Here is a 2394-nt window from a genome sequence, read left to right as displayed (position 1 = left end):
TAGATGAGAATATTGCCGACGGTCTCGGTCTGGCCGTACATATTAAGAAGGCGCACTTTTTTTGCTGATAATTCTCTCCAGGTCTGAATAAGGGAGCGCGGCAGTTCGCCGCCGCTTGAAAGGATCAGTCTGAGGCTGTTTTCCAGAAATTCATTCCTGGTTGCCGGACTTTTTTGCAGAAGGGATTTTGTGCAGGTCTCCCAGAAGGGCGCAACCGTATCCCAGATCGTCACCTTCTCGGTGTTTATCAATGTGAAAAGCGCCAGGGGATTTGTTCTTTGCTCCTGATCAGCAATGACAATCCTGGCGCCGCATGATAATGGAGCGAGAATCTGCCGCAATGAAGATGTAAAGGCAAGGGATGCGGTGTGAAGATAACGATCTTCGGGATGGATTTTTACTTTGTCCATGAAGCCAGTGAGGTTTGCGGAAAGAGTCGCATGCGGCATCATCACCCCTTTGGGGGTGCCGGTGGACCCGGATGTAAAGATTATATGCGAAAGATTTTGTGGGGTTATTGGGGATTCCACATTTTCAATGCTCTTTTTTGCGATAAGCTCCCGGTCCCGGTCAATAGAGCAGATGCAGGCAGTTGTCACTGCAAGATCTGCCAGGAATTCTTCCTGAACGAGCAGGGCAGTCAAATGCGATTCATGGATCATGGTTTTGAGACGTTCAGCAGGGTACAACGGGTCCAAAGGCACATAAACACCCCCAGATTTCAGAATGCCCAGAAAGCCGGCAATCATTTCAATGGAACGACCAACGCATAAACCCACGGCCTTTTCAGGTGTGACACCGATTTCCTGGAGGTAATTGCCGATCTGATTTGAGTAGTGATGGAGATCCTTATAGGTGATTTGCTGATCCTTAAATACCACAGCAATAGCGTCAGGAGTTTTTGCTGCCTGCTCTACAAAAAAATGATGGGCCAATCCGTCTTGCTGATTGTCCTGATATGTTCTGGCGGATGGATCTGGGGCAAATTCCCGCAGGCTTCGCGGGGTCATGTCGGTCCATTCCCTCTGGATAAAGGCGAGGCATTCCTCTTTATTCCCGGCAAAGGCGGTCTTTTGCCAACCAGGCGGGATTTTCTCACCGGCCGGCCAGAGAGAGTATTGCCCCTCATTGTTGATGACCACGTGAAATAAAGGATTCTGGCTGGGTTCTTTCCGGTTCATATTCTTATTTATGTTTTGCGGATTTGCCGGTTTTTTTTCAAGAAACGGGTTTTAACAGAGCAGTCTTTTCCCGCTGAAGACCTATTATCCACGGTGTATAATTCCGTATCAGATAACTTATCGGGATGCATGTGATAATTGCACCAAAAGTATAGACGAAGCAGCTCAGCGTACTTGTTTTATTGAATTCAGGGTCAAGATTCAGAAACAATACGCCTATTCCGGTAAAAATACTGAAGATCACAATATGCAATGGGAATATGATGATCGTGTTTCGGGAAATCCAGTCCAGGATGTGATTATGCGGGATCATCCGTGATAAAAGGATTGTTAAGGAAATCCCTGAAAATGCACCAAGATAAAAATACCCGAGATTGCCGAATTTCATTCCGCTCAGATTCACAGCAGTATTTTGCGTGACAGAGACCAGGAAAGTAACAGCCAGCAAACTGGCGGTTATGGACTGTGATAAAGGATTATGGTTGATTTGTTTGAATTCAAGGTCAGAGCAAAAATGGCCGGTCCCAAAGAAAACCACCGCAACAAACGAGACTTCCAGGTTCCAGGGAAGTCTGAAGCCGATTAAATCAGGCAACGCGGGCCCAAGAATACCAAGGAGGAAGAGAAGGGCAATTCTTAATGGATAGTTTAATCTGGCGACCCAGTAAAAAATGATTGTCGTACAGAATAAACAGGTGAAATACCACAAGACGTCATTTGATATGAGGCGTGCATCTGTTCCGTAAATGAGACCGAATAAGGGCTTGAAGAAGATAGAGATGTCGTTAATGTTGAGCTGCTTTTTTACAAGACCGTTCAAGACCCAGTATGGATAAGAGAGCGCCCAGAAAGCAAGATACGGAATGACGATATTTCGCAGGTTTTTTGTGAAATAATTTTTAAAGCTGCCGGACAGATATTTTTCTTTCAGCAGGTAGCCAGACAGGAAGAAAAAGAGCGGCAGATGAAAGCTGTAGAGATATTTTTTTATTGAAGGATCAATCCCCTTGGTATGCCCGAACAAGACGAAAATGATACCCAGGGCCTTTGCCGTGTCTATCCAATATATCCGCATAATGAACATTTAGTGTACAAAGTTTCTATCCGCAAGTCTTGCGGGTAGAAATTATTTAGTAGTTCAGACCTGATCTGACAGTTACAGGTTTTTCAGACAGTAATGCTCTCAACATTTGTTAATTTAGGAGCCACATCT

General features: G+C 45.2%; 2 protein-coding genes. Both read right to left on the bottom strand.

All coding sequences use genetic code 11. The annotated features are described in order from the left end of the window. Positions 1 to 1181, bottom strand: a 1181-nt coding sequence (locus KKE17_06780) for an AMP-binding protein (protein ID MBU1709693.1), incomplete at its 3' end; no start/stop codon positions are given. A gap of 37 nt (positions 1182 to 1218) precedes the next feature. Continuing rightward, positions 1219 to 2256, bottom strand: coding sequence for an acyltransferase family protein (locus tag KKE17_06775; GenBank protein ID MBU1709692.1), 1038 nt, complete (start codon positions 2254 to 2256; stop codon positions 1219 to 1221). Between the last annotated feature and the right edge of the window lie 138 nt (positions 2257 to 2394).

The sequence above is a fragment of the Pseudomonadota bacterium genome, assembly GCA_018823135.1.
Taxonomy (GTDB): Bacteria; Desulfobacterota; Desulfobulbia; order Desulfobulbales; family CALZHT01; genus JAHJJF01.
This window is presented reverse-complemented; position numbering and strand designations above follow the sequence as displayed.

Excerpts from the sequence above, each read along its gene's own strand:
- KKE17_06775 (MBU1709692.1), bottom strand. The coding sequence starts at position 2,256 with ATGCGGATATATTGGATAGACACGGCAAAGGCCCTGGGTATCATTTTC.